The following is a 20,020-nucleotide window of genomic DNA, read 5'->3' as shown; positions in this document are numbered from 1 at the left end:
TGAAATGCACGCGGACCAGGACATGGACCCTGTCCTATAATCCGGATGCTTCCCTATGACCGGCACAGCGGGTGACCAAGCCATGTTGTTGCAGAACATGAATGAAAAATTACAAACGTGTTGCGCGTGCCACAATGTGAGATAGCAACATAGGTAAGCGATACGAACCTTTGCGCGTCTTCCTTGCCGCTCATGGGGATGGACCCTAGACAGGCGTCATGCCGTCACATCGCCGTTCGCCCTCCGAGTCATGACGCTCACCATCGGTATCGCGGCGGCGGTCGGGGCCGTCCTGCTGGTGTTGATCGTCGCCGGCGCGGTGCTGCTGGTGACCGGGTTGCGCGCCCGCGCCGCCGCGGCGGGCGCCGCACAGGCGCGCGACGCGCTGGAGGCGCTGCTCGCCGCGGCGCCGATGCAGCCGATCGTCATCGGTCCCGACGGTCATGTCGACATGCCGCGCCGCGCCGCCGACTGGCTGGGGCTGGCGGGCGTGCCGCGCTACCTGCAGGAACTGGATGCCGCAGGCTGGGGCGTCGAGAGCGCGGATGCGCAGGCGCTGTCGCGCGACATCGCCGCCTGCCAGCGCTCCGCGCGCGGCTTCGTGCGCAGCATCCATGCCCGCGACGGCGGGCGCACCCTGACCGCGCAGGGCGAGCGCCGCGCGGAGTCGGTGATCGTCTGGCTGCACGATTCGACCGCGATCGAGGGCGAGATGCGGCAGCTGCGCGTCGAATGCGGCGAGCTGTCGGACGCGTTCGATGCGCTGACCGGGCTGGTCGAGGCGGCGCCGCTGCCGATGTGGTATCGCGACGCGGAGCTTCGCCTCGCGATGGTCAATTCCGCCTATGTCGCGGCGGTGGAGGGACAGGATGCCGCCGATGTGGTGGCGCGCTCGGTCGAGCTGGTCGACGGCTCGGGGCAGGGCGGGCCGTCCGCCGGCGCGGCGCTGGCGCGCAGCGAGGCGCACCCGCAACAGCGGATCCTGCCCGCCACGATCGGCGGCGCGCGCCGCTCGCTGATGATCCACGACGTGCCGCTGCCGGTCGGTGGCGTCGCCGGCTATGCGATCGATATCGAGGAACTGGAACAGGCGAACCTGCGCGAGCGCCGCTTCGCCGATGCGCAGCGTGCGATGCTCGATCGCCTGTCCGCCGGCGTCGCGCAATTCGGCCGCGACCGCAGCATGGTGTTCTGCAACCAGCCGTTCCGCCGCCTGTTCGCGATGCGGCGCGAATGGCTCGCCGACCGGCCGGAGTTCGATCGCGTGCTCGAACGCATGCGCGAGGCGAACCGCGTGCCCGAGGTACGCGACTTCCCCGGATGGAAGGCGGAACGGCGCGGCTGGTTCGTCCAGACCGACACCGCGGTCGAGGAGAATTGGCATTTGCCCGGCGGCACGCACCTGCGCGTCGTGGCGCAGCCGCTGCCCGACGGCGGGCTGATGGTGATCTTCGAGGACCGCACGGAGCAGGTGCAGCTGGCCAGCGCGCGTGACACGCTGCTGCGGGTGCGCACCGCGACGTTCGACAATCTGTTCGAGGCGCTGGGCGTCTTCTCCGCCGACGGCCGATTGCAGCTGTGGAACAACCGCTTCCGCGCGCTGTGGGATTTCGAGGAGGAGTTCCTGAGCGGGCATCCGCGCGTCGATGCGATTGCGGAGAAGGTCGCGCCGCGCCTGTCCAACCCGCGCCGTTCGCGCCAGATCGCCGAGCTGGTCCGCGCCGCGACTGCCGACCGGCAGCAGCGCGCCGGGCATATCGCGCTGTCGGACGGGCGCCATTTCGAGTTCGCCGCAGTGCCGCTGCCCGATGGCAACGCGTTGTTCACGATGCTCGACATCACCGACAGCCGGCGCATGGAACAGGCGCTGCGCGACCGCAACGACGCGCTGGAGGCGGCCGACCGGGTGAAGACCGCGTTCGTCGCCAACATGAGCTACGAGCTGCGCACCCCGCTGACCTCGATCAGCGGGTTCGCGGAGATGCTCCACGGCGGCTATGCGGGCGAGCTGTCGCCGGATGCGGTCGGCTATCTCGATGCGATCCTCGATGCGGTCGAGCGGCTGGGGCTGCTGATCGACGACGTGCTCGACCTCACCTCGACCGAGAGCGGCGCGCGCCCCTTGGAGCGCGGCGACGTGGACGTCGGCGCGGTGTCGCGCGCGGCGGCGGACGCGGTGCGTGCCACCGCCAAGCGCCGCCATCTGGAATTCGTGGTCGAGGTGCAGCGCTCCGCCGGGCGACTGTCGGGCGACGCGCGGCGCATCCGCGAGGTGGTGGAGCATTTGCTGCGCCACGCGGTCGGCGCCACGCGGGAGCGCGGCCGCGTGCTGCTTCACGTCGACGGCAATGCGAAGGCGGCGCGGATCGTGGTGTCCGACGATGGTACGGGCATGACTGCGGATGCCGCGGCACGCGCGTTCGACCGCTTCGCGCAGGAAGGCCGCGCGGTCGGCAGCGATCGCGCGCTGGGACTGGGCCTGCCGCTCGCCAAGCAGTTCGTCGAGGCGCATGGCGGCACGATCTCGCTGGTCAGCGAGCCGGGCGAGGGCACGCTCGTCACGGTGGAACTGCCGCGGCGGTGACGGGCGGCGACCTGATCCTGGCCGATGTCGCGGCCACCGCGGCGCTGGGTGCGCGGCTGGCCGCGGTGCTGCGCGCGGGCGACGTGGTGACGCTGGCGGGCGGGCTGGGCGCGGGCAAGACCAGCCTCGCACGCGGCGTGCTGTCCGCGCTGGGGCTGGCGGAGGAAGCGCCCAGCCCGACCTTCGCGATCGTCCAGCCCTATGACCCGCCCGAGGTGCGCGTGCCGGTGCTCCACGTCGATCTCTACCGCCTCGACGACGCGGACGAGGTCGCGGAACTGGGGCTGGACGAGGCGCGCCACGATGCCGCGCTGCTGGTCGAATGGGCGGAGCGCGCCGGCCCTGGCTATTGGCGCGATGCGCTGGCGCTCGACCTCGCGGTGCTGCCGGACGGCGCGCGCCGCTTGACTTGGCAGGCGCCCGCGGCATGGGAAGCGCGATGGCCACCCCCGCAATGACGCCGCCCGAGGGGGCGGCGCATTTCCTCTCCGCTCATGGCTGGCACGGCGCGCGCATCGACGCGCTGGCCGGCGATGCCTCGTTCCGCCGCTACTTCCGCATCGTGGCCGATGGGGTGGGGGGGGAGCGCCGCGCGATCCTGATGGACGCGCCGCCGCCGCACGAGGATCCGCGCCCGTTCGTGGAGGTGGCGCGCTGGCTGACCGACCGCTCCTTCGCCGCGCCCGCCATCCTGGCGACCGATCTGGAGCGCGGCTTCGTGCTGTTGCAGGACTTCGGCGATGCGCGGATGCGCGAGACGGTGGATGCCGAGCCGCATGCGACGCTGCCGCTGTACGAGGCCGCGGTCGACCTGCTGGTGGCGCTCCGCGCGCATCCCGCGGGCGACTGGCGCCCCTATGACCGTGCCGAATTGCAGCGCGAGGCGGGGCTGCTGACCGAATGGTATTGCCCCGCGGTCGGCGTCGTGCCCGACGTCGCGGGCTATGTCGCCGCCTGGGATCAGGTGCTGTCGCGCGCCGCGCCGCAGGCGCCGGTGACGGTGCTGCGCGACTATCATGCCGAAAATCTGATGCTGGTCGGCGCCGACCGCACGCTGGGGCTGCTCGATTTTCAGGACGCGCTCGCGGGGCATCCGGCCTACGACCTCGTGTCGCTGTTGCAGGATGCGCGCCGCGACGTCGATCCCTCGCTGGAGGAGGCGATGCTGGCGCGCTACCGCGCCGCGACCGGGGAGGGCGACGCGTTCATGGACGCCTACCATGTGCTGGGCGCTCAGCGGAACGCCAAGATCATCGGCATCTTCACCCGCTTGTGGAAGCGCGACGGCAAGCCGCGCTACCCGGCGCTGTGCCCGCGCGTCTGGGGCTATCTGGAGCGCGACCTGACCCACCCCGTGCTGGCGCCGGTCGCGCGCTGGTTCGCCGCCAACCTGCCGCCGGAATGGCGCGGCGATCCGGTCGCGATCGCCGCCGCAAAGGGAATCGCATGACGCGTCCGCGCTATATCCGCCCCGATCCGGGTGCCGCCGTGCCCACCACCGCGATGGTGATGGCGGCGGGCATCGGCAAGCGGATGCGCCCGCTGACCGCCACCCGGCCGAAGCCGCTGGTGGAGGTCGCCGGGCGCACGCTGCTGGACCATACGTTCGATCGCCTGCGCGCGGCGGGCGTGCGGCGCGCGGTGGTCAACGTCCATTATCTCGCCGACGCGCTGGAGGCGCATCTCAAGCATCGCGTCCATGGCATCGACGTGATCGTCTCGGACGAGCGCGAGCAATTGATGGAGACCGGTGGCGGGCTCGCCAAGGCGCTGCCGCTCTTGGGCGACGCACCGTTCCTGGTCGTCAACAGCGACAATTTTTGGGTCGACGGGCCGACCGACGCCATCCGTCAGCTCGCCGCGCGCTGGAACGACGAGGCGATGGATGCGCTGCTGCTGCTGGTCCCCTATGCGCGCGCGCACAATCACGGCGGGCAGGGGGATTTCCACCTCGATGCCGCGGGGCGGATCACCGGGCGGCGCAAGCCGGGGCGGGTCGCGCCGTTCGTCTATACGGGGTTGCAGATCGTGTCGCCGCGGCTGATCCGCGACTGGCCGGACGGCCCGTTCTCCACCAACCTGTTCTGGAACCGCGCGATCGAGGGCGGCCGTGCCTTCGGCGTCGTCCATCAGGGGCTGTGGTCCGAGGTCAACGTCCCCGCCGCCATCGCCAGGACCGAGGCGCTGCTGGCGGATGGCTGAGGGCATTCGCCCCCGTCCGCGCCTCTTCACGATCCCCGCGCACCGCGCCTTTGCCGATGCGCTGGTCGCGGGGCTGATCCGCCGGTTCGGCAGCACCGACCGGCTGGCGCTGGCGCGCGGCGTCGTACTGGTCCCCAACAATCGCGGCGCGCTGGCGGTGCAGGAGGCGTTCGTGCGCGCCAGCGGCGGTGCGCTGCTGCTGCCGCGCATCGTCGCGGTCGGCGCGGAGGATCTGGAGGGGGCACTGGGCGCCGCGCTCGACCCCGCCGATGCCGTACCCCCGCTGCCGCCCGCGATCGACCCGCTCCAGCGCCGTATGATCCTGGCGCGGCTGGTCGAGGAGGAGCGCGCCGCCGCCGGGCGCCCCGTCGATGCGGCGGAGGCGGTGCGGCTGGCGGGCGACCTGGCGCACACGCTGGACCAGCTGATCGTCGAGGAGGTCGCGCCCGAGCGGCTGGCCGCGATCGACCCCGGGGAGGGGCTGTCCGATCATTGGGAAACCGCGCTGCGCCTGTTCCGCATCGTGCTCGACCGCTGGCCCGCGGAGCGCACCGCGCTGGGTCGTGTCGACGCCGCGCAGCGCCGCGTGACGCTGCTCGATCGTCAGGCGGAACGCTGGCGCGCCATGCCGCCTGCCGGCTTCGTCTGCGCGGCGGGGATCACCGATCCGGCGCCCGCGGTCGCGCGGCTGCTGCGCACCGTCGCCGAACTGCCGCACGGCATGGTCGTGTTCGCCAACCTCGATCTGTCGCTGCCGGAGGAGGAATGGGACGCGCTCGGCCCGCACGCGCCCGATCCCGCCACCGGCCTCGTCCGCCGCGCGATCGAGGTGCATCCGCAATTCCACCTCAAGCTGCTGCTGGAGCGGATCGGCGTCGCGCGCGGCGAGGTGGCGCGCTGGACCGACGCCAGCGAGCATGACGCCACCGCCACCCGCGGCAAGGCGATCGCCAACGCGCTGACGCCCGCCGCCTTCACCGCCAAATGGACCCGCCTCGACGCCGCCGAACGCCGGTTGACCGGGGTGGAGGCGGCCGAACTCGCCACCCCGGCGCAGGAGGCGCAGGCGATCGCGCTGGCGCTGCGCGGCGCGCTGGAGGAACCGGGGCGCACCGCCGCGCTCATCACCCCGGACCGTGCGCTGGCGCGGCGCGTCGCGGCGCATTGCCGGCGCTGGAACATCGATGTGGACGATTCCGCCGGCCGCGCGCTTGCCATCCTGCCCGCCGGCACGCTGCTGACCGCGATCGTCGAGGCGGCGGCGCAGGACTTCGCGCCGATGGCGCTGCTGACCCTGCTCAAGCATCCTCTGGTGCGTGCGGGCGCGCAGCGACGCGAGTGGTTGCAGGGCGTCCGCCGTCTCGACCGCGCGCTGCGCGGCCCGCGGCCCGCGCCCAGCCTCGACGGCATCGACCGCCACCTGCGCGACGCGCCCGAGCGCGAGCGCGACATCCGCGCGCGCGCCGCCGACTGGTGGAAGGGCGCGCGCACGCTGCTGGAGCCGGTCGCGCGCGTCTTCGGCGACGGCGCGGCGACGCTTCCCGGGCTGGTCGCCGGTCTGCGCGAGGCGGCCGACCTGCTGGCGGGCGAGGAGGCATGGCGCGGCCCCGCCGGGCGCGCCGCCGCCGACCTGCTCGCCGCGCTGGAGGAGCAGGCGCCCGTCGGCCCGCGCCGCATCACCCCGGCGGGGTTCGTGCCGATGCTGCGGCTGCTGATGGACGAGATCGCGATCCGCCGCCCCCCGCGCGACCGCCATCCACGCCTCGCCATCTACGGCCTGATCGAGGGGCGCCTCCAATCCGCCGACCTGATGATCCTCGGCGGGCTCAACGAGGGCGTCTGGCCCGGCATCCCCGCGCCCGACCCATGGCTCGCGCCGCGGATCCGCGCGGAGCTGGGGCTGCCCGGGCTGGAGCGCGCGATCGGGGTCGCCGCGCACGACTTCGGGCAGGCGCTGGGCGCGCCGCGTGTGATCCTGACGCGCAGCCGCCGCGACGCGCGCTCGCCCGCGCTCGCCTCGCGCTTCTGGCTGCGGCTGGAGGCGATGGCGGGCGAGCGCTTCCCGCGTGCCCCGCACTGGGCGGCGTGGAGCCACGCGCTCGACCATGCCGGCGCCCCCCGGCCCGCCGATCGCCCCGCGCCGCTGCCACCCCGGCGGCTGCGCCCGACCAGCATCTCCGTCACCGAGGTCGACCGGCTGAAGGCCGACCCCTTCGCCTTCTACGCGCGCCGTATCCTGAAGCTGATGCCGCTCGACCCGGTCGATGCCGATCCCAGCGCGGCATGGCGCGGCACCGCGGTCCATGCCGTGCTGGAAGCGTGGGCGAAGGAGGATGCGTGCGACGCCGATGCGCTGCTGCCCCGCGCGCTGACGCTGCTGTCCGATCCTGCGGCGCACCCCTTGCTGCGCGCCTTGTGGCAACCGCGCCTGATCGCCGCCTTCGAATGGATCGCCGCGCGCACCCTCGCCGAACGGGCCGAGGGGCGTCAGGTGCTCGCGGTCGAGGGCCGCGGCGAGGCGGAACTGTCCGGCATCCGCCTCAACGGCCGTTTCGATCGCATCGATCGCATGCCCGATGGCGGGCTGGGGATCGTCGACTACAAGACCGGCAAGGCCCCCTCCGTCGCCGCGGTGCGCGGCGGGTTCAACCTGCAACTGGGGTTGCTGGGCGCGATCGCGGAGCAGGGCGGGTTTGCCGACGTGTCGGGCAAGGCCACCGCGTTCGAATATTGGTCGCTGGCGAAGAAGGGCGATGCGTTCGGCGCCGTCTCCAGCCCCGCCGATCCCGCGGGCAAGGGCGGCCGCATCGTCACCGACGACTTCGTCCGCGCCGCGCGCGACAGTTTCGCCGAGGCGGCGGCGCGCTGGCTGACCGGCGAGGAGGCGTTCGTCGCGAAGCTCCATCCGGAATTCGCGCCCTATGCGGAATACGACCAGCTGATGCGCCGCGACGAATGGTATGGCCGTGACCGGTGATCTCCGGCCCGTCACCCCGGGCTTGACCCAGGGTCCCGCTTCTTCTTGTCCGCGGTCGAACAGCGGGACCCCGGGTCAAGCCCGGGGTGACGGCCTATGGGACGCACGCGCATGAACCCCCTCCCGTCCCTCAAGGGCGAGCAGCTCCGCGCCAGCCGTCCCGACGCGCACGTCTGGCTCTCCGCCTCCGCGGGCACCGGCAAGACGCAGGTGCTCGCCGCGCGCGTGTTCCGCCTGCTGCTGCGCGACGTCGCGCCCGGATCGATCCTGTGCCTCACCTTCACCAAGGCGGGCGCGGCGGAGATGGCGGCGCGCGTCAGCCGGCAGCTCGCGGCCTGGGTGCGGATGCCCGACACCGACCTCGCCCGCGACCTCGCCGCGCTGGGCGAGCGCCCGACGCCCGCGCTGGTCGCCCGCGCGCGCACCCTGTTCGCCAAGGTGCTCGACGCGCCCGGCGGTGGCCTGCGTATCCAGACCATCCACGGCTTCTGCCAGGGGCTGCTCGCCGCCTTCCCGATTGAGGCCGGGCTGGTCCCGGGCTTCCGCCCGATCGAACCGCGCGAGGAGGCGCTGCTCCGCCGTCAGGCGCTCTCCGATCTGCTGGTCGATGCCGAGCGCGAGGGGCGCACCGCGCCGGTCGAGACGATCGGCGCGCTCAGCGTCCGGCTGGGCGAGCAGGGCGCCGAGCAATTCCTCGCCGAATGCGCGCGCGCCGGCACCGCGCTCGACGCGCTGCCGACCGGCATCGCACCCTTCGTCCGCGCGCAACTGGGCGTGCCGCTGGGCGATGTCGAGGAGGTCATCGCGCAGGGCTGCGACGACCTCGACCATGATGCGATCGAGCGGATCGGCGCCGCGAACCGTACATGGGCCACCGCCACCGGCACCGGCCATGCCGATACGATCGCGCGCTGGCTGGCCGGCGACCTGACCGCGCGCGTCGCCGCGCTCCCCGCGCTGATGGCGGTGGTGCGCACCGCCACCGGCGCCCCGCGCAAGGTGTCCGCCAAGCTGACCGCCGCCGATCCCGATTACGAGGAACTGGCGATCGACCTCGGCGAAGGCTGCGCCGCGCTGCTCCAACTGCGCATCCGCGCCGCCTACGCCGACCGGCTCGGCGCCGCGCTGGAGGTGGGGCGCGACTATGCGCGCGGCTATGCGCTGGCGAAGCGGCGCACCGGGGCGGTCGATTTCGACGATCTGATCGGCGCCGCGGTCGCGCTGCTCCAGCAGGACGGGATCGGCGAGTGGATCCGCTACAAGCTGGACCAGATCACCGAACATGTGCTGGTCGACGAGGCGCAGGATACGAACGTCGCGCAATGGACGATCATCCGCGCGCTGGTGGACGAATATTTCGTCGGTCGCGGCATCTACGCGCCCTCTGTGCGTACCTTGTTCACGGTCGGCGACCTCAAACAGGCGATCTTCGGCTTTCAGGGCACTGATCCGGTCAATTTCCTCGCCGCCGAACGCTATTTTCAGGCGCGCGCGGCGGAGGTCGCGGGCGAGGATCACATGCCCGACGACGAACGCGGGCTGCCGTTCGACCGCCTCTCGCTGACCGATTCGTTCCGCTCCACCGCGCCGGTGCTGGAGTTCGTCGACGCCGCCATCGCCACCGTCGGTGCCGCCGGGCTGGGGGCGGCCGACGACGTGCCGCTCCACGCCAGCCGCGTCGCCGGGCCGGGGCAGGTCGTGCTGTGGCCTCCGATCGTCGCCGACGCGACCGAGGCCGACGACGGCGGCGAGGAAGGCTGGATCGACGACGCCGTCCGCACCAACGCCACCCGCATCGCGAAGGCGGTGCGGGGCTGGCTCGACGCGGGCGTGATGCTGGAAAGCAAGGGCCGCCCGCTGCGCCCCGAGGACGTCATGATCCTCGTCAAGCGCCGCGGCGAACTGGCACAGCTGCTGGTCGCGCGCCTCTATGCGGAGGGAGTGCCGGTCGCGGGCGTCGATCGCCTGCGGCTGTCCGCGCCGCTCGCGGTGCAGGATCTGCTCGCGGCGGTGCGCTTCGTGCTCCAGCCCGACGACGACCTCTCGCTCGCCAGCCTGCTCGTCTCCCCGCTGATCGGCTGGACGCAGGACGAATTGATGGCGCGCGCCGCCGACCGGAAGGGGCCGCTGTGGCGCCACCTGACGCGCACCTGCCCGGAGCATCTCGGCGCGCTCGACGACCTGCTCGCACGTGCCGACTACGACACGCCGTACCGCTTTCTGGAGATGATCCTCTCCGGCCCGCTCGACGGCCGCCGCCGGCTGCTCGCACGGCTGGGCGAGGAGGCGCGCGACCCGATCGAGGAATTGCTCAACGCCGCACTCGATTTCGAGACCACCGCCACGCCGTCGCTGCAACGCTTCCTCGACTGGTTCGAGCGCGACGAGGTGGAGATCGTGCGCGACGCCGCCGCCCCGCTCGACGCCGTCCGCGTGATGACCGCGCATGGCAGCAAGGGGTTGCAGGCCCCAGTCGTCATCCTCGCCGACGCCACCAGCGACCCCGATGCCGCGCCGCGCTCGGTGCTGATGTGGACGCCCGACGGCATGGAGCGCCCGATCCCCGTGTTCCGCCCGCGCAAGGAAGAGCGCGCCGGCGCGATCGACGCCGCGCTGACCGAGGTGGAGCGGCGCGAGCGCGAGGAGCATTGGCGCCTCTTCTACGTCGCCGCGACGCGGGCGGAGGAGCGGCTGGTGATCGCCGGGTCGCTCTCCGCCAAGTGGCAGGGCGTGCCCCCGGAAGCGAGCTGGTACGCCACCGCCGCGCGCACGTTCGACGCGCTGGGTGTCGCGGCGGGGGAGGGCGAGCGTGTCTTCCCCGGCCGCCATCCCGCCGCCCCCGTGACGCGCAAGCCCCACGCCGACGCCGACGGGGATACCGCCGCCGCGCTGCCCGACTGGGCGCGCCGTGCCGCGCCGCGCGAGTCGTTGCCGCCGCGTCCGCTGTCGCCCTCCGCGATCGGCGAGGATGCGGTGGCGGATCCGCCGCCCGGCCCCGCGATGCGCGACGCCGCCGAGCGCGGCCGGCTGATGCATGCGCTGTTCGAGCGGCTGCCCCCGCTCACCCCCGCCGACCGCGCCGCCGCGGCCCGCGCCTGGCTCGACGCGCGCGGCGTCGCCGATCCGGCGGCGGTGATCGCCCCGGTGCTGGCGGTGATGGACGACCCCGCCTTCGCCGATCTGTTCGCGCCCGGCGCGCTGACCGAGACGCCGATCACCGCCACCTTGCCCGACGGCCGCGTCATCGCCGGCACGATCGACCGGCTGCTGGTCGGTGACGGGGTGGTGCGCGTCGTCGACTACAAGACCGGGCGCGCGGTGCCCGCCGGCGCCGACGCGGTGCCCGACTATCACCTCAAGCAGATGGCCGCCTATCACGCCGCTCTGTCGGTGATCTTCCCCGCGGCGCGGGTCGAGGCGGCGTTGCTCTACACCGCCGGCCCGCGGCTGATCGTGCTGCCGCCCGCGCTGCTGGAGCGTGCCAAGCGCGGCTTTGGCGCGTCGGAGCAAAGCTTGCCGTTTGACGGTTGAGTGGGCCTGTACCGCACCCTAGATGGCGGATCGAAGGAGATAGACATGGCCACGAAGACGATCACCGACGCCAGCTTCCAGAACGACGTGCTGTCCGCGGACAAGCCGGTGCTGGTCGATTTTTGGGCCGAATGGTGCGGGCCGTGCAAGATGATCGGCCCGTCGCTGGAGGAGTTGAGCGACGAACTGGGCGAGCAGGTGACGATCGCCAAGATCAACATCGACGAAAACCCCGACGCGCCCGGCCGCTACGGCGTGCGCGGCATCCCGACGATGATCCTGTTCAAGGCCGGCGCGCCCGCCGCGACCAAGGTCGGTGCCGAGCCGAAGGGCCGGATCAAGGCCTGGCTGGAAGGCGAGCTGGGCTGACGTGCGACATCCGTCATCCCGCGCCGTCGCGGGATGACGGACGACACGATCACGTCAGCGGGATCATCACCGTCGCGGCATAGGCGGGCCGCTCCCGCAATTGCCGATACCAGCGCGCGACATGCGGCCGGTCGGGTCGATCGATGGCCAGCGTGAACCAGCTATGGGCATAGACGCCCATCGGTATGTCTCCCAGACCGAAACCGTCGCCCGACAGCCACTCGGTCTGTGCCAATTGGCGATCCAGGATCGTCATCAACGCCGCGCTGGCGGCGGCGGAGCGGGCCACGACCGCCTCGTCGCGCTTTTCAGCCGGTGTGCGGATCAGCTGGACGAAGGCATCGCGCTGCGCCTCGGCATAGCCGAACTGCCAGTCCATCCAGCGATCCGCCACCGCACGCACCGCCGCATCGTCGGGCCACCAGCGCCGATCCCCGTGTCGCGCCGCCAGATAGCGCAGGATCGCGTTCGACTCCCACAGGATCAGGCCATCGTCCTCGATCGTCGGGACCAGCGCGTTCGGGTTCTTCGCCCGATAGGCATCGTCCATGCCGAAGGCGCCGCCGACGTCGTGGCGGACGAACGGCACGCCGATCTCCTGCGCCAGCCAGACGACCTTCTTGACGTTGTGCGAGTTGAGCCGGCCCCAGATCGTCAGCATGTCAGCTGCGATAATCGGCGTTGATCGAGATATAGCCGTGCGTCAGGTCGCACGTCCACACCGTGGCGCGACCGTCGCCCAGCCCCAGGTCGACGCCGATCTCCACCTCCTGCCCCTTCAGGTGCGCGGCGACCGGCGCCTCGTCATAGCCCTCGACCGCCAGTCCGCCCTGCGCCACCTGCGTCGCGCCGAAGCGGATCGACAGCCGGTCGCGCTCGGCGGGTTCGCCCGCCTTGCCGACCGCCATCACCACGCGGCCCCAGTTCGCATCCTCGCCCGCGATCGCGGTCTTCACCAACGGCGAATTGGCGATCGACAGCGCGACGCGATGCGCCGACGCGTCGCTCTCGGCGCCCTCGACGGTGATCTCGATCAGCTTGGACGCGCCCTCGCCGTCACGCACCACCAGAAGTGCGAGCTGCCGGCACACATCCGCCAGCGCCGCGCGGAATGCGTCCGCCCCCGCGCTGTCGTCGTCCGTCAGCGGCGTGTTGCCCGCCGCGCCGGTGGCGAACGCCAGCACCGTGTCGCTGGTGGACGTGTCGCTGTCGACCGTGATGCACGAGAAGGTGCGCGTGTTCGCCGCCGACAGCGCGACCTGAAGGAACGGCGCCTCCACCGCGGCATCGGTGAAGACGAACCCCAGCATCGTCGCCATGTCGGGTGCGATCATGCCGCTGCCCTTGATGATCGCCGCGATGGTGACGGTGCGCCCATCGACCACCGCGGTCGCGGTCGCGCCCTTGGCATAGGTGTCGGTCGTCCCGATCGCCTCCGCCGCCGCGCGCCAGTCGGTCGCGGGCGCGGCGAAGGCGGCGGCCAGCCCCGCCTGTGCCTTGTCGATTGGCAGCGGCACGCCGATCACCCCGGTGGAGGCGACGAAGATGTCGGACGGCTGGCAGTCCAGTGCCGCCGCCGCCTGCGCCGCGATCGCCTCCACCGCCGCGCGCCCGCGGTTGCCGGTGAAGGCGTTGGAATTGCCCGCATTGACCACCAGCGCGCGCGCCTGCCCCAGCACCAGTGCGCGGCGGCACCATTCCACCTCCGGGGAGGGACATTTCGACTGCGTCGTCACGCCCGCCACCGTCGTGCCGGGCGCCAGTTCGGCAAAGGTCAGGTCACAGCGATCCCATTCCTTGTACCGCGCCCGCGCGACGCGCAGCGTGACGCCCGCGATCGGCGGCATATCGGGAAAGGGCAGGGCGAGCGGAGAGACGGCATGCGACATGGCGGCGGGCTTTAGCGCGCTCGCCGCGACACCGCCATATCGGCGATCCCGATCGCACGAAGCGCTTGGACCTTCGCGCGTCTGCCCCTATGTCCGTGTCCGCGATGAACCTGCTGCTGCTCCTTTCTGCCCTGTTGTCGGCGCTGACCGGCATCGGCGGCAGCGTGCGCCAGCCGCCGGTGGCGCAGGCGGTGGCGCAGCAGACGCGCGCCGCGGTCGCCGCGACCGTGGCGCAGCGTGTCGCGGCGCGTCCGGTGCAGGTGCTCGCGACGCTCTCGACCAGCGCGGTTGCCCCGATCGCCGCCGCCCTCGCGCTGTTCCCCGCGGAACCCGCCTACGCGACGCGCCGGCGCGAATAGTGTCGCGTCCGGCGGCAACCTGCCGCCCGCTTTCACCGTTTTTCCCGCGCGCGGACCGCATCACGGCGGTGCCGCGCCGTCCGCAAATCACAGGATCACGCCCATGTTCGGCGGTATTGCCAAGTCGCTCTTCGGGTCGTCCAACGACCGCTACGTCAAGTCGCTCAACCCCGTGCTCGCGAAGATCGCCGCGTTCGAGCCGACGCTCCAGGCGATGGACGACGCCACGCTGGCGCACCAGACCGTCCTCTTCCGCGAGCGGCTGGCGAATGGCGAGACGCTCGACCAGCTGCTGCCCGAGGCGTTCGCGACCGTGCGCGAGGCGGCGAGCCGCGTGCTCGGCCAGCGTCACTACGACGTCCAGATGATCGGCGGCATCGTCCTCCACCGCGGCGAGATCGCGGAGATGCGCACCGGCGAAGGCAAGACGCTGGTGGCGACGCTCGCCACCTATCTCAACGCGCTGCCGGGCGAGGGCGTCCACGTCATCACCGTCAATGATTACCTCGCCAGCCGCGACGCCGACTGGATGGGCCGCGTCTATCGCTTCCTCGGCCTCACCACCGGCGTCATCGTCCCCAATCTGACCGATGACGAGCGCCGCGCTGCCTATGCCGCGGACATCACCTACGGCACCAACAACGAATTCGGCTTCGACTATCTGCGCGACAACATGAAATATGATCGCGCGTCGATGGTGCAGCGCGCCTTTGCGATGGCGATCGTCGACGAGGTCGATTCGGTCCTGATCGACGAGGCGCGCACCCCGCTCATCATCTCCGGCCCGACCGACGACAAGAGCGAGCTGTACATCGGCGTCGACGCGATCGTGAAGCAGCTGTCGGAGGAGGATTACGAGAAGGACGAGAAGCAGAAGACGATCGTCCTGACCGAGGACGGCACCGAGCGTGCCGAGCGGATGCTGGAGGCCGCCGGGCTGCTCCAGGGCGCGAACCTCTACGATTTCGAGAATACGCAGGTGGTCCACCACCTGAACCAGTCGCTGCGCGCGAACGTGATGTTCAAGGCCGACACCGATTACATCGTCAAGGACGGCAAGGTCATCATCATCGACGAATTCACCGGGCGCATGATGGACGGCCGGCGCTGGTCGGACGGCCTGCACCAGGCCGTCGAGGCGAAGGAGGGCGTCCAGATCGAGCCTGAGAATCAGACCATGGCCTCGATCACCTTCCAGAACTATTTCCGCATGTACCCCAAGCTGGCGGGCATGACCGGCACCGCCGCGACCGAGGCGGCCGAATTCTACGACATCTACAAGATGAACGTCGTCACGATCCCGACCAACAAGCCGGTGCATCGCGTCGACGAGGAAGACGAATTCTACAAGGACACGCAGGACAAGTTCCGCGCCATCGCCAAGCGCATCCGCGAACATGCCGAGAAGGGCCAGCCGGTGCTGGTCGGCACCGTCTCGATCGAGAAGTCGGAGCTGCTAAGCGAGTTCCTGCGGCAGGAAGGCGTCGATCACTCGGTGCTGAACGCGCGCTTTCATGAGCGCGAGGCGCATATCGTGGCGCAGGCGGGCCGGCTGGGCGCGGTGACGATCGCCACCAACATGGCGGGCCGCGGCACCGACATCCAGCTGGGCGGCAACCTGGAGTTCCGCGTCGAGGACGAGCTGGCCGGGATGCCCGAGGGACCGGAGCGCGACGCCGCGATCGAGCAGATCAAGGCCGAGATCGCGGCGGAAAAGCAGCGCGTGCTGGAGGCCGGCGGCCTCTTCGTGCTCGGCACCGAGCGGCACGAGAGTCGCCGCATCGACAACCAGCTGCGCGGCCGTTCGGGGCGTCAGGGCGACCCGGGCCTGTCGCGCTTCTACCTCAGCCTCGACGACGACCTGCTGCGCATCTTCGGACCCGATACGCTGTTCGCCAAGATGATGCGCAACAACATCGGCGATGGCGAGGCGATCGGCAGCAAGTGGCTGACCAAGGCGATCGAGACCGCGCAGAAGAAGGTCGAGGCGCGCAACTACGACATCCGCAAGCAGGTCGTCGAATATGACGACGTGATGAACGACCAGCGCAAAGTCATCTACGAACAGCGCGCCGACATCATGGATGCCGAGACCGTCGGCGAAGTGGTGCAAGACATGCGCGCCGAGACGGTCAATGCGATCGTCGGCGATGCCTGCCCGCCCAATTCCTATCCCGAGCAATGGGATGTGGCGGGGATGAAGGAGCGGCTGGCCGATGTCCTCAATCTGGAACTGCCGATCGACGACTGGCTCAAGGAGGACACGATCGATCCCGAGATCGTGACCGAGCGCGTCCAGGCGGAGGCCGATACATCGGTGACGACCAAGGCCGCGGACCTCGATCCCGATACCTGGACCCAGGTCGAGAAGTCGATCCTGCTCCAGAATCTGGATCATCACTGGAAGGAGCATCTCGCGATGCTCGACGCGCTGCGTCAGGTCGTCCACCTGCGCGCCTATGCGCAGAAGACGCCGATCAACGAATATAAGCAGGAGGCGTTTAACCTCTTCCAGCGGATGCTCGACGCGATCCGCGAGGACGTGACCAAGACGATCGCGCACGCCCAGTTCCGCATGCAGGAGCCGCCGCCGCTGCCCGAGCTGCCCGACTTCATCACGACGCATTTCGACCCGTTCACGGGCGAGGACAATTCGAACGACGTCGATGCCGGCACGCTGGGTCTGGTGACGACGCAACTCCCGCCGCTCCAGATCGTCCAGCCCGACGCGCCCGCCGATCTGGGCGACGATCCGTCGGGCTGGGACGGCATGGTCAGCCGCAACGCACCCTGTCCGTGCGGGTCGGGACGCAAGTACAAGCACTGCCACGGCGCGGCGTGAGGGCAGGGGGTGAGTCACCACCCCCCGTCACCCCGGCCTTGAGCCGGGGTCTCGCTTCTTCCCTCCCTCGTCATTCCCGCGAAGGCGGGAATCCATTGACGCTGAGCACCCGCGCCTTTCGAAGACCTGCGCGTATGGATCCCCCGGACTCACGAAAGAAGTGCACCACCGATAGGGTGGTGGCGCGATGGGACACAGCTACAGGCAGCTCGGCCTTGACGAGCGGATGGAGATTGCGCGGCTTCGGGAGGCGGGCTGGTCATCGCGGCGGATCGGCGCGGCGATCGGGCGCTGCCACACGACGGTCAGCCGAGAGGTAAGTCGCAACAGCCGTGCGACCAGGGCCTGGCCTGGCGGCTATGCGCCAGCGCGCGCGCACGAACTGGCGCAGCGGCGACGACGATGGGACTGCCGCTTCAAGCTGGTGCGCCAACCGGACCTGCGGGACCAGGTGAGGCAAAGCCTTGCGATGGGACATTCGCCCGAGCAGATCGCCGGCCGGCTGGCGCGCGAGACGGGTCGCACCGTCATCAGCCACGAGTCAATCTACCGCTTCGTCTATCATCGCTCAGGCCAGAAGGATTACTGGCACCGCCTGCTGCCCCGCGCCAAGTCCCGGCGCGGTCGGTACCGCATGCAGGGCGGCAGCCCGGCCAGCTTCATCCGCCAGCGCCGCCCCCTCACCGAGCGCCCGGCCGAGGCGACGACGCGCCAGCAGCCCGGTCACTGGGAAGCCGACTACATGCTGTTCGCCGCCTACGGCCACAACATCCTCGTCCTGCACGAGCGCACCACCCGCTTCACCCTGCTCGACCACCCGCCCACGCGCAAAGCAGCGATCACCGCACAGCGCATCGAACGCCAACTCCGCGACGTTCCACAGGTGCTCCGCCGCACCATCAGCTTCGACAACGGAACAGAGTTTGCCGAGCATCAGCGCCTGCATCACCTCGGCCTGCAGACCTTCTTCTGCGACGTGCGCAGCCCCTGGCAGAAAGGCGGCATCGAGAACACCATCGGTCGCTTGCGACGCTTCCTGCCCCGCAAGGCCAACCTCGACAACCTCTCGCCCGCACAATTGCGTGCCTATGCCCAGCGGCTCAACGACACGCCCAGAAAATGCCTCGACTTCCAAACCCCCGCCGAGGCATTTCTCCAAGCCTCAACCGGTGCACTTCAAACGTGAATCCACATCCCCGCCTCCGCGGGGATGACGAACGCGCACAAAAAAGAGGCGCCCGCCACACCGGCGAGCGCCCCTCATGTCATCGCAACCTGGCCCGGTTTACGGCTTCGGCAGCTTCACCGTCGGCCCGATCGACTCCACCACCGCCCGCGCGTTGAACGCCCGCACGTTGCCGCGCTCCGGCGTGCCGCGGAACATCACGATCTCGGCCGAGGCCTCGTAGCGGTCGACGGTGCGGATGTCGGCACCGCCGCCGCCCCAGCCCCACGGATCGCCCCAGAACGGGTCCCAGGCGCGATAGCCGAAGCCGCGGCCGTAGAAGCCCCAGCGCGGCCCCCACAGCCCGCCGCCCCACGCGCCGAAGCCCGGACCCCAGCCGCCGCCCCATGCGCCCGGCGTGGAATAGGTGCGCGCCTGCCGATCGGTGTCGCGATCGGCCATGACGAAATAATCATAGCCGTTCTGCAGCGTCAGCTCCGCCGCGCGGAACAGCAGATAGCGCTCGACCACGTCGCGATCGGTGACGGTATTGCCGGCGAAGGTGACGCGGTAGCGGTTCGGCTCGATCCGAAGGTCGCTGTAGCCGGTGCGGTAGAAGCCCTGCCCGGTGGCGGGGCGGTAGGTGGTCTCGGTCGCGCAGGCGGCGACCAGCGTCGTGCTCGCCGCCAATGCCAGCACGATGGCCTTGCGGCCGACATTCTTCAGCATCTGCATCACTCCTATCGCACCCGGGCGGTGCGACTGCCCGTCGCATAGATCATGCGAGTGGAACGTGCGATGAACGGAATTTCTCCCGCGACGAACGTCGGCGCACGATACGACACGATCGCGCAACATGACCGGCGATGTGGGGTGAAACACGGTGGCTCCCTGAGTAGGATTCGAACCTACGGCCGCTCGATTAACAGTCGAGAGCTCTACCGCTGAGCTATCAGGGAACACCGTGGAGGGCGTCTATAAAGCCGGAATCGCGGGGCGCAACCCGTTATTTGGACGTTTTTGCGATGGTGCCGTCTCCCGACCCACACCGTCATCCCCGCGGAGGCGGGGATGTGGATTCACGTTTGAAGTGCACCGGTTGAGGCTTGGAGAAATGCCTCGGCGGGGGTTTGGAAGTCGAGGCATTTTCTGGGCGTGTCGTTGAGCCGCTGGGCATAGGCACGCAATTGTGCGGGCGAGAGGTTGTCGAGGTTGGCCTTGCGGGGCAGGAAGCGTCGCAAGCGACCGATGGTGTTCTCGATGCCGCCTTTCTGCCAGGGGCTGCGCACGTCGCAGAAGAAGGTCTGCAGGCCGAGGTGATGCAGGCGCTGATGCTCGGCAAACTCTGTTCCGTTGTCGAAGCTGATGGTGCGGCGGAGCACCTGTGGAACGTCGCGGAGTTGGCGTTCGATGCGCTGTGCGGTGATCGCTGCTTTGCGCGTGGGCGGGTGGTCGAGCAGGGTGAAGCGGGTGGTGCGCTCGTGCAGGACGAGGATGTTGTGGCCGTAGGCGGCGAACAGCATGTAGTCGGCTTCCCAGTGACCGGGCTGCTGGCGCGTCGTCGCCTCGGCCGGGCGCTCGGTGAGGGGGCGGCGCTGGCGGATGAAGCTGGCCGGGCTGCCGCCCTGCATGCGGTACCGACCGCGCCGGGACTTGGCGCGGGGCAGCAGGCGGTGCCAGTAATCCTTCTGGCCTGAGCGATGATAGACGAAGCGGTAGATTGACTCGTGGCTGATGACGGTGCGACCCGTCTCGCGCGCCAGCCGGCCGGCGATCTGCTCGGGCGAATGTCCCATCGCAAGGCTTTGCCTCACCTGGTCCCGCAGGTCCGGTTGGCGCACCAGCTTGAAGCGGCAGTCCCATCGTCGTCGCCGCTGCGCCAGTTCGTGCGCGCGCGCTGGCGCATAGCCGCCAGGCCAGGCCCTGGTCGCACGGCTGTTGCGACTTACCTCTCGGCTGACCGTCGTGTGGCAGCGCCCGATCGCCGCGCCGATCCGCCGCGATGACCAGCCCGCCTCCCGAAGCCGCGCAATCTCCATCCGCTCGTCAAGGCCGAGCTGCCTGTAGCTGTGTCCCATCGCGCCACCACCCTATCGGTGGTG

14 protein-coding genes and 1 tRNA gene are annotated in these 20,020 nt (G+C 70.5%); 10 read left to right on the top strand and 5 right to left on the bottom strand.

The window, feature by feature from the left end; genetic code table 11:
* Positions 1-250: 250 nt before the first annotated feature.
* The 7 genes from PGN14_RS07480 to trxA all read left to right on the top strand — a co-directional run bounded on the left by PGN14_RS07480 (position 251) and on the right by trxA (position 11,663).
* Positions 251-2,584 (top strand): sensor histidine kinase, encoded by a 2,334-nt coding sequence (locus PGN14_RS07480; protein ID WP_335298849.1) that lies wholly within the window; start codon positions 251-253, stop codon positions 2,582-2,584.
* A complete protein-coding gene (gene tsaE / locus PGN14_RS07475) occupies positions 2,581-3,042 on the top strand; it encodes a tRNA (adenosine(37)-N6)-threonylcarbamoyltransferase complex ATPase subunit type 1 TsaE (protein WP_335298847.1) in 462 nt (153 codons plus the stop codon). Before PGN14_RS07480 ends, tsaE begins: the two co-directional genes overlap by 4 nt.
* Positions 3,039-4,034: an aminoglycoside phosphotransferase family protein gene (locus PGN14_RS07470; RefSeq protein ID WP_335299190.1), complete on the top strand. Its 996-nt coding sequence runs from the start codon at positions 3,039-3,041 to the stop codon at positions 4,032-4,034. Before tsaE ends, PGN14_RS07470 begins: the two co-directional genes overlap by 4 nt.
* Positions 4,031-4,786 (top strand): nucleotidyltransferase family protein, encoded by a 756-nt coding sequence (locus PGN14_RS07465; protein ID WP_335298846.1) that lies wholly within the window; start codon positions 4,031-4,033, stop codon positions 4,784-4,786. The genes PGN14_RS07470 and PGN14_RS07465 overlap by 4 nt, the downstream gene beginning before the upstream one ends.
* Positions 4,779-7,763 carry a double-strand break repair protein AddB gene (addB, locus tag PGN14_RS07460; RefSeq protein ID WP_335298845.1) on the top strand — a complete coding sequence of 995 codons (2,985 nt, stop codon included), beginning with the start codon at positions 4,779-4,781 and terminating at the stop codon, positions 7,761-7,763. Before PGN14_RS07465 ends, addB begins: the two co-directional genes overlap by 8 nt.
* A gap of 111 nt (positions 7,764-7,874) precedes the next feature.
* Positions 7,875-11,294, top strand: a complete 3,420-nt coding sequence (gene addA / locus PGN14_RS07455) for a double-strand break repair helicase AddA (protein ID WP_335298844.1) — start codon at positions 7,875-7,877, stop codon at positions 11,292-11,294.
* A 45-nt stretch (positions 11,295-11,339) separates the two neighbouring features.
* The gene (gene trxA, locus PGN14_RS07450; protein ID WP_335298843.1) at positions 11,340-11,663 is read left to right on the top strand and encodes a thioredoxin; all 324 of its coding nucleotides are present in this window, start codon (positions 11,340-11,342) and stop codon (positions 11,661-11,663) included.
* A 49-nt stretch (positions 11,664-11,712) separates the two neighbouring features.
* Here trxA and PGN14_RS07445 read toward each other — a convergent pair whose 3' ends face one another.
* Together PGN14_RS07445 and argJ are read right to left on the bottom strand one after the other, a co-directional pair.
* Entirely contained in the window at positions 11,713-12,324 is a 612-nt protein-coding gene (locus PGN14_RS07445) for a glutathione S-transferase family protein (protein WP_335298842.1), read from the bottom strand.
* A gap of 1 nt (position 12,325) precedes the next feature.
* A complete protein-coding gene (gene argJ, locus PGN14_RS07440) occupies positions 12,326-13,552 on the bottom strand; it encodes a bifunctional glutamate N-acetyltransferase/amino-acid acetyltransferase ArgJ (RefSeq protein WP_335298841.1) in 1,227 nt (408 codons plus the stop codon).
* A gap of 89 nt (positions 13,553-13,641) precedes the next feature.
* Here argJ and PGN14_RS07435 point away from each other — a divergent pair, with 89 nt between their 5' ends.
* The 3 genes from PGN14_RS07435 to PGN14_RS07425 all read left to right on the top strand — a co-directional run bounded on the left by PGN14_RS07435 (position 13,642) and on the right by PGN14_RS07425 (position 17,939).
* Complete coding sequence (locus PGN14_RS07435) at positions 13,642-13,911, top strand: hypothetical protein (protein ID WP_335298840.1); 270 nt, start codon at positions 13,642-13,644, stop codon at positions 13,909-13,911.
* 103 nt (positions 13,912-14,014) lie between these two features.
* A complete protein-coding gene (gene secA, locus PGN14_RS07430; protein ID WP_335298839.1) occupies positions 14,015-16,753 on the top strand; it encodes a preprotein translocase subunit SecA in 2,739 nt (912 codons plus the stop codon).
* A gap of 187 nt (positions 16,754-16,940) precedes the next feature.
* On the top strand, positions 16,941-17,939 hold the full coding sequence (locus PGN14_RS07425) for an IS30 family transposase (protein ID WP_335297500.1): 999 nt from the start codon (positions 16,941-16,943) through the stop codon (positions 17,937-17,939).
* Positions 17,940-18,038: 99 nt separating this feature from the next.
* Here the strand turns inward: PGN14_RS07425 and PGN14_RS07420 are convergent, their stop codons facing one another.
* The 3 genes from PGN14_RS07420 to PGN14_RS07410 all read right to left on the bottom strand — a co-directional run bounded on the left by PGN14_RS07420 (position 18,039) and on the right by PGN14_RS07410 (position 19,996).
* Complete coding sequence (locus PGN14_RS07420; RefSeq protein ID WP_335298838.1) at positions 18,039-18,653, bottom strand: CC0125/CC1285 family lipoprotein; 615 nt, start codon at positions 18,651-18,653, stop codon at positions 18,039-18,041.
* Positions 18,654-18,802: 149 nt separating this feature from the next.
* Positions 18,803-18,877, bottom strand: a tRNA-Asn gene (locus tag PGN14_RS07415).
* Positions 18,878-18,997: 120 nt separating this feature from the next.
* The gene (locus PGN14_RS07410; protein ID WP_335297500.1) at positions 18,998-19,996 is read right to left on the bottom strand and encodes an IS30 family transposase; all 999 of its coding nucleotides are present in this window, start codon (positions 19,994-19,996) and stop codon (positions 18,998-19,000) included.
* Positions 19,997-20,020 lie beyond the last annotated feature (24 nt).

It is taken from the genome of Sphingomonas adhaesiva (assembly GCF_036946305.1).
Classification (GTDB): domain Bacteria; phylum Pseudomonadota; class Alphaproteobacteria; order Sphingomonadales; family Sphingomonadaceae; genus Sphingomonas; species Sphingomonas adhaesiva_B.
Note: the sequence above shows the minus strand (reverse complement) of the source record. Positions and strands in the feature narration are given on the sequence as shown.